8 protein-coding genes and 1 pseudogene are annotated in these 7,336 nt (G+C 57.6%); 3 read left to right on the forward strand and 6 right to left on the reverse strand.

What is annotated here, in order from left to right:
- On the forward strand, positions 1 to 415 hold a 415-nt coding region (locus Q0O19_RS13375), incomplete at its 5' end, for a GlcNAc-transferase family protein (protein WP_295523766.1).
- A gap of 21 nt (positions 416 to 436) precedes the next feature.
- On the opposite strand, the gene Q0O19_RS13380 is transcribed toward Q0O19_RS13375, so the two are convergent.
- The 5 genes from Q0O19_RS13380 to Q0O19_RS13400 all read right to left on the reverse strand — a co-directional run bounded on the left by Q0O19_RS13380 (position 437) and on the right by Q0O19_RS13400 (position 4,415).
- Positions 437 to 1,402 carry a tripartite tricarboxylate transporter substrate binding protein gene (locus tag Q0O19_RS13380; RefSeq protein ID WP_295523768.1) on the reverse strand — a complete coding sequence of 322 codons (966 nt, stop codon included), beginning with the start codon at positions 1,400 to 1,402 and terminating at the stop codon, positions 437 to 439.
- A gap of 81 nt (positions 1,403 to 1,483) precedes the next feature.
- Positions 1,484 to 2,458: a zinc-binding dehydrogenase gene (locus Q0O19_RS13385; RefSeq protein WP_295523769.1), complete on the reverse strand. Its 975-nt coding sequence runs from the start codon at positions 2,456 to 2,458 to the stop codon at positions 1,484 to 1,486.
- Between the two features lie 10 nt (positions 2,459 to 2,468).
- Positions 2,469 to 3,440, reverse strand: a complete 972-nt coding sequence (locus tag Q0O19_RS13390) for a tripartite tricarboxylate transporter substrate binding protein (RefSeq protein WP_295523771.1) — start codon at positions 3,438 to 3,440, stop codon at positions 2,469 to 2,471.
- A 63-nt stretch (positions 3,441 to 3,503) separates the two neighbouring features.
- The gene (locus Q0O19_RS13395) at positions 3,504 to 3,956 is read right to left on the reverse strand and encodes a CBS domain-containing protein (RefSeq protein WP_295523773.1); all 453 of its coding nucleotides are present in this window, start codon (positions 3,954 to 3,956) and stop codon (positions 3,504 to 3,506) included.
- Positions 3,957 to 4,055: 99 nt separating this feature from the next.
- Positions 4,056 to 4,415, reverse strand: coding sequence for a phosphate-starvation-inducible PsiE family protein (locus Q0O19_RS13400; protein ID WP_295523775.1), 360 nt, complete (start codon positions 4,413 to 4,415; stop codon positions 4,056 to 4,058).
- 258 nt (positions 4,416 to 4,673) lie between these two features.
- Between Q0O19_RS13400 and Q0O19_RS13405 the strand changes: the two genes are divergently transcribed.
- Both Q0O19_RS13405 and Q0O19_RS13410 read left to right on the forward strand, forming a co-directional pair.
- Entirely contained in the window at positions 4,674 to 5,453 is a 780-nt protein-coding gene (locus tag Q0O19_RS13405) for an alpha/beta hydrolase (protein ID WP_295523776.1), read from the forward strand.
- Between the two features lie 67 nt (positions 5,454 to 5,520).
- Positions 5,521 to 6,936, forward strand: a complete 1,416-nt coding sequence (locus Q0O19_RS13410; protein ID WP_295523778.1) for an MFS transporter — start codon at positions 5,521 to 5,523, stop codon at positions 6,934 to 6,936.
- A gap of 148 nt (positions 6,937 to 7,084) precedes the next feature.
- On the opposite strand, the pseudogene Q0O19_RS13415 reads toward Q0O19_RS13410, so the two are convergent.
- Positions 7,085 to 7,336: pseudogene (locus Q0O19_RS13415) on the reverse strand (esterase-like activity of phytase family protein); the annotation flags it as partial.

A 7,336-nucleotide genomic window follows, 5' to 3' on the forward strand; every position in this document is an offset into this window, starting at 1 on the left:
AGGCCATTTTGTGGAAGAAGTTCCTTACGACCCGCGCCTTTATTTTCATGGCGAGGAACAAAGTCTGTCGGTGCGCGCTTACACGAATGGCTGGGATATTTTTCACCCGCCTCACATCCCCTTGTTCCATCTTTACAAGATGCCCAACACAGAGCATCACACGCACCACTGGCACCCTCAATGGGAAAAGTTACGCGACTTCAAATTCACGCAACTGACCGAACTGGCCAAGTCGCGCTTGATGGATTTGGTGTTTGAGCGCCGAGACCTGGGGCCTTATGGCCTGGGTAAAGCCCGAACCTTGGACGAATTCGCCAAATTTTCGGGGATTGATTACGCCCAGCGGTCGCTGGTGCAGGCGTACCAAAGTACGCCCTATTTCGTACCCAGCGAGATGCCTCAACAGTCAACTTGATGCTGTCTGCCGGCTTGGGTGTCAGTCGGCCTTGATGTTGGCGTCTTTGATGACCTTGCCCCACTTGGCGTAGTCGCTCTTGATCTTGTCGACCGTCTGCGCAGGCGTCAGGAACTCCGCGTCGCAACCGAGCTGCTTGTACTGCTCCTGCAGGTTTTTGTCCTCTCCCGCCTTGAGCAGTGCCTGAGACAGGCGCGCCACAACCTCTGGGGAAATACCGGCTGGGCCCATCAGCTCAAACCAACCGGTGGAATCAAAACCCTTGTATCCCAGTTCGTCCATGGTGGGCACATCGGGGAAAGCGCCTGAACGTTTTGGCGAAGTCACCGCCAGTGCACGCAGTTTGCCGGACTTGTAGGGGCCTACCGCTGCCGACAGCGATGAAAACAGCATCGGCACCTGGTTGCCCATCAGGTCGGTCATCGCCGGTGCGCCACCCTTGTAGGGAATGTGCAGCAGGTTCACACCGGTCACACTTTTTAACAGCTCACCGGAAAAGTGGTGTGGCCCCGCAACGCCTGAGGTGCCGTAGCTCCACTTGTCCGGATCCTTTTTGGCTGCTGCCACCAAGTCAGCGACGCTTTTGAAAGGCGAGGAAGGATGCACCACCAAGACGCTGCCAGTGCTGCACACATGGCCGATGTGGGTGAACGAGTTGAGGTGGTGGTACCCCACTTTGGTCAAGTGGGGTGCGGTGGTGAAAGGGCCACCATCGGCGAAATAAAGCGTGTAACCGTCTGGCGGCACTTTGCTGATGAACTCAGCCGCCACACCACCGGCAGTGCCCGGCTTGGGTTCGACGACGATGGCTTGGCCCAACAGTGGCTCGAGCACCCGCATGAGAGGGCGTGCGGTCGCGTCGGCCGCGCCGCCGGCGGTATAGCCCAGCACCACACGGATAGGTTTATTGGGGTAAGTCTGGGCTTGGACTTGGGGGCCCCAAGCTGCTGCCAAGGCCAACGCAATGAAAGTGATTCGCTTGAACATCGTGTGTCTCCGAGTGGGTTCAGGGATAAAAAATTGAAAACCGGAATTTCTTGTTTTGAATCGTCTAACTCAAGGCCTTGCTCAGTCGACGCGCACCACCAGCTTGCCCAGGTGGTGGTTGCCTTGCATGCACTGCTGTGCGGCCGGCAGATCGTCCAGCGAGAAGACTTGGTCAACCAGTGGGGTCACGCGGCCATCTGCCACCATGGGCAGGAGGTCGCGCTCCAGCGCCTGGGCTGCGGCGATGCGGTGCGTCATCGTGCGCATCTTGTTAGACACACCAAACAGCTGCAGCCGTTTGCTGTGCAACGCGCCAAGGTCAATGCCCGCTTCGACCTGACCATCGACATAACCCACCATGGCCAGCCGCGCCTGGAAACCCATGGTTTCGATGCAGGCGGCAAAGACACTGCCGCCAACGGTGTTGACCACCAAATCCACGCCTTTTTGATCCGTGGCTTGCATAACAGCGGGGACAAAGTCGGGCGCGCGGGTGTGCAAGGCGACATCGAGGCCCAAGGCCTTCAAGCGCTCGAGTTTATCCAACGAGCCCGAGGTGCCGATCACGCGAGCACCCAGCGCCTTGGCAACCTGCAGCGCTGCCACGCCCACGCCCGACGAGATGCCGGTCACCAGCAACCATTCGCCTGCAGTCAGCCTGCCATGCGCCATCAAGGCTTCGTACACGGTGAGATAAACCACCGTCGTGGCAGCCGCCTGCTCCCATGTGAGGCGCTGAGGCGCCGGAAAAGCTTCATCGGCTGCCATGCACCCGTGCTCGGCAAAGGCGCCGTCGCAGCGGCCCATGACGCGGTCCCCTACTTTCCAGCGCGTGACCCCTGCACCCACTGCGGTCACTTCGCCCGCCGCTTCGAAACCCGCAGGTCGGGCTGTAGAGGAAGTGTGCAGGCCATGGCCCGCAATGAATTCGCCGCGATTGAGCGCAGCGGCGCGGATGCAGATGGCCACCTGCCCTGGCCCGGGATGCGGAACAGGCAGGTCGCGCAGCTCCAGCGACATCGCATTGTCAACCGTTCGGATCCACCATGATTTCATGTCTATGCTCCTATTCACGTGGAATTTTGGCTTCGCGGATGACGCGCACCCAACGATCAATGTCTGAGCGCAATTCGGCCCCGAAATCTTCACCGATGCTCGGCTCCACATCGTAACCAGCATTGCGCAGTTTGTTCACCAACTCTGGATCACGCAGCACCTGGGCCGATGCCTGCTGCAGCCGCATGATGATGGGACGCGCCACGGCGGCAGGCGCCACCACGCCATACCAAACTTCGTAGCGCTGACCCATCAAACCGGATTCGCCCAGCGTCGGCACATCGGGCGCCTGCGGTGAACGCTTTTCGCCGGTAATGGCCAGGCCGCGCAGCCGACCGGAGTTGAAGTGCGGCACCATCGGCGACAAGGTCGAGATGATGAAGTCCACCTGTCCCCCCACCGCATCTGCCGTGGCAGGTGCCGACCCTTTGTACGGGATATTGGTGAACTTGGCACCGGTTTGCATGGCGATCAATTGACCGAACAAGTGCGGCCCGGTGCCGATGCCGGGTGATGCGTAGTTGAGGTTCTTCGTCCGGCCCAGGACAATCAGTTCTTGGATCGTCTTGACCCCAAGACCGGGGTGCACCGCGATGGCTGCGGCATTGCTCGCCACCTTCGCGATCGGCACGAAGTCCTTGAGCGAGTCATAGCGGATCTCTTTGAACATCAGCGGGTTGGTGGCCAGGAATTCATTGGCAAAAAGCAGCGTGTAGCCATCGGCGGGCGCGCGCACCACCAGCTCGGCACCGATGTTGCCGCTGGCACCCGGCTTGTTGTCGATGACGACCGGCTGCCCCAGCAGGGTTGACAACTTCTCAGCATAAGTGCGAGCGGCCGTGTCGGCGCCACCGCCCGGGGGGAATGGCACCACCAGCTTGATCGGGCGATCAGGCCAGGTCTGGGCTGAAGCGCCCAAGGCCAGACTGACAAGGGCAAACGCCAACAGACGTCTGCTTCGGCGAAATAACTGAGAATGCATCATGGGACTCCTGAAGTGACAGCGGCAAATTCGCTCATGGGCCTATCGCACATGAGCCAAACATCAGGAAATCTCAGCGCTGTGGCCTTTGATGTAGGTCTCTAAAAAACCAATTTGCTGCCCCATCTGGCGAATGCTGTCTTTGACCACATCCCCAATCGAAATCACGCCAACGACCCGCCCCGCTTCCACGACCGGCAAATGTCGGAAGTTGCGAGAGGCCATCAAGCCTGTGCAGGCCTCAATCGGGTCCTCCAGTTTGACCGTGACCGGATCGACCGTCATGACCTCCTGAACCAGCACTTGCTTGGCATCGAGGCCCGGCAAAAGGACCTTGATGGCGCAGTCGCCTTGCGTCAGGATGCCCATCAACTTGTCGTCTTTGATCACCAGGATCGCCCGCACACGGTTGTCCCGCATGAGTTGCAAGGCCACCACGACTTTTTCATCAGGCTTGACGCTGATGACGGCGACGGGCTGGGGTTTTTGCGCTAAGCAGGTATTGACGCTGGTCATATGGGTTCCTTGTAAGACCGTTTCAGAGGTGATGAATTCATTCTCGCATACACCTGAAACTGATGCAGGCGTTACCGCGCTCCTCCAAAGAACCCGCCGTCAATCGCGATCATTCAAATGGCTGATCACCCAACAAGCCACCGCAATCAGCAAAATAGAGCCACTTTCATATAAAAGTATGGAAGGGTCTCCGTCCTTGCCTTGGAGGATGATCAATCGGCTCAATGCAGTCATGGCGATAATCAACGGTATGGTGATTGGAATTCGGTGGCTGCTGTAGAAAGCACCCAGCATGCCCAAAACTTCCGCATAAATGAACATCAGGAGCAAATCCTTCAGTTCAACGCTGCGCTGCTCGATCAGCACCATGACTTCTTGCACCATGGCTCCGACCGTAAAAAGGGCGATGGTGACCAGAAAACACTTTTCGGTCACATCAATAATGCGTTTGATCGACATCGGACACTCCAGACGGGGTTGTTGATCACGCCATTATCAAATGGAACTGGTTAAAGCTGGTTTTCTCAACTCTGGGTCCAATGATTTTGTCCGGTAAGACAATTTCCTTTAGCATTGCTTGTGGTCAATTCATCTCCTCTCTCGCCTTCACTGCCAAAGTCCCTGTCCGCGCTCAGACGCGACATAGAGACGCCAGCGGGTCGCATCAGCCTGTACAGCGCTGAACCTGAAAATAAAGACACGGGACTCCCACCGCTTTTGCTCGTTCACAGCGTTCATGCTGCAGCCTCTGCAGCCGAGCTTGCCCCGCTGTTCACGCATTACCGCCAGCAGCGTCCGGTGTACGCACTGGAGCTGCCGGGTTTTGGTTTATCGGATCGCAGTGCCCGTGCTTACACACCGCGCTTGATGACCGATGCTTTGCATGCTGTGCTGGCCGTCATCCAATCCGAACACGGCAGTCAAGTGGCAGACGTGCTGGCGGTGTCGCTCTCCAGCGAGTTCGCTGCCCGTGCCAAACACGAGACGCCTCAAAATATCCGGCGACTTGCCTTGGTCAGCCCAACCGGTTTCAGCGGTGCAAAACGGCGCTATGGGCCCGCCGGTGGCACTTTGGGCTTGTCATGGCTTTATCGTTTGCTGACCTTGGATTGCTGGCGCCAGGGTATTTTCAATACCTTGACCCGACCCGGTGTCATTCGGTATTTTCTACAGCGCACGTGGGGGAGTCAGCACATCGATGAGACGTTTTGGCAATATTGTGTGCTCACTGCGCGGCAGCCAGGTGCTGCAAACGCGCCCTTTTATTTCGTGTCGGCCTTCCTGTTCAGCGCCGACATCAACCAACTCTATGAAGAACTGGACGATCCCGTCTGGGTGTCCATGGCCACTCGCGGAGATTTCACCGATTACCGTGGCAGGCATACGGTGGAAGACAAAAAAAATTGGCAGTTTCTTACCGTTGAAGGTGGCGCGCTGCCTTTTTTTGAAGACTTAGCCGGTTTCACAGAGCAACTCGACCGGTACTGGGCGCGATGACATCCATCACCCAGGTTTTGAACTGGCCACTACCGCCATCACCCTTCAACAGGCCTCAGTCACTTCGATGAGCCAGCACACCCACCCTTCGACCACTTTGCCTGCTGCTGATGCAGGTCAAGGCCGCCTCGTTCAGGTGCTGTTTGTCGGTGTCTTCATGGCGGCACTCGATTCGGCCATCGTCGGGCCGATCTTGCCAGCATTGCGTGCAGACTTTGGCATCGACAACCGCACCGCCGGATTGCTGTCCACCGTTTTTGCCCTGAGTTCAATGTGCAGCACCGCGCTGATGGCTTACTTCAGCGACCGCCATGGACGCCGACCGGTGTATTTGGTCAGTGTGGCGTTTTTCGCCATCGGCTCAATGTGCATCGCCGCTGCACCCAGCTTTGACCTGCTGCTGCTCAGCCGTGCCATCCAGGGCATCGGCGCGGGGGGGATCGCGCCAGTGGCCAGTGCCGTCATTGGCGATGTCTTCTCAGCCGAGCGGCGTGGCCGTATTTTGGGGCTGATTGGCGCCACCCACGGCATGGCCTTTGTGCTCGGGCCGCCATTGGCTACCGTGCTGACCTCCACGCTGGGCTGGCGCTGGCTGTTTTTGGTGAACATACCCATCGCTCTGGTCGTGCTCTGGTGGGGTGGCCGCAGTTTGCCAAGCCAGCGCACCCAGGCAGCACCAGGACCTGTTGACATCGCAGGCATCACTTTGACTTTGTTGTTTCTGCTGTGTTTGGTACTGGGTATTTCGCGCCTGCCGGACTCCGCCACCGGACTGCTGCTGTGGCCTTGGTTTCTGGCTGCCAGTGGCCTGCTGCTGGCTAGTTTGGTGGTGATTGAGAAACGACAAGCCCAACCGCTGGTTCCCATGGATTTGTTTGCAAACCGGCAACTGGCTTGTGCCTATGTGTTGACCTTGGGCGTGGGATTCTCCATGGGTGGCATTGTTTTTTTAACCACCGTCGCCAACCTGGCGTATGGGATCAGCATTGAGTACGCGGGCCTGGCCCTGATGCCGCTGGTGGTTTGCTCCATGGTGGGTTCCATGGCAGCTGGGCGGCTACTGAACCGCTTGGGTGCCCGCAATATGGTGATCTTTGGTTTCGGTCTGTTGACCTTAGGGTACCTTCAAAGCGCGGTGCCACAGACGGGCTTTACCGCATTCGTGGTGGCATCTGTGCTGGTTGGTATTGGCCTGGGTGTGGTGGTCAGCGGCGCGCTGCGGTCCATTGCGATTGACGAAGCGCCGCCGGCACTGCGCGGCACAGCCCAAGGTTTGATCAATATTTTCAATGCCGTGGGGACACTGCTGGCTGTGACCTGCATCAGCGCCATTGCAGATTTTGAAGGCGGCAAACTGGCAGGCTTTGGCCATGCTTATCTGGCCCTGGGGTTGAGCATGCTCGTGATGCTGTTCGTGGCCCTCGGTCTTCAAAGGAAATCGGCTAAGACCATGGCCGACACTGCCTTTGTCGTCGGCAAATAATCTGCCCCAAACGGCAAAGGAAAAACCAACTTCGCCCGGAACTTTTTGCCTTGATTTAAGAAAAACGACGGGCCTGTGTCTCAGGGGGCCAACTCACAATCCACACAGTCAACCGAAAGAAAATTTCAATTGACTGTGCAGTCGCGATTTACTTCAAACTGTAGCTTGAAATAGCTTTGGGAAATTTGAAGGTGTACAAACGTGTAGGACGTTCTGTGTCTGAACCAGGCGCAACGCGAACTGCGGCAGCAGGGCAAACCTTGGTACCGTTGTTTACGAGCTTGCCATTTTCTGTCAAACAGGCTGTGACATCGCCGCTGATTGCTACACCATTGGCATCAAACAATGCTGGCGTAACACCAAAATCGTTGTCGTTGATCAAAGCAATCGTGTCGCCGTT

It is taken from the genome of Limnohabitans sp. Rim8, from assembly GCF_945869175.1.
In the GTDB taxonomy this organism is placed as follows: Bacteria; Pseudomonadota; Gammaproteobacteria; order Burkholderiales; family Burkholderiaceae_C; genus Limnohabitans_A.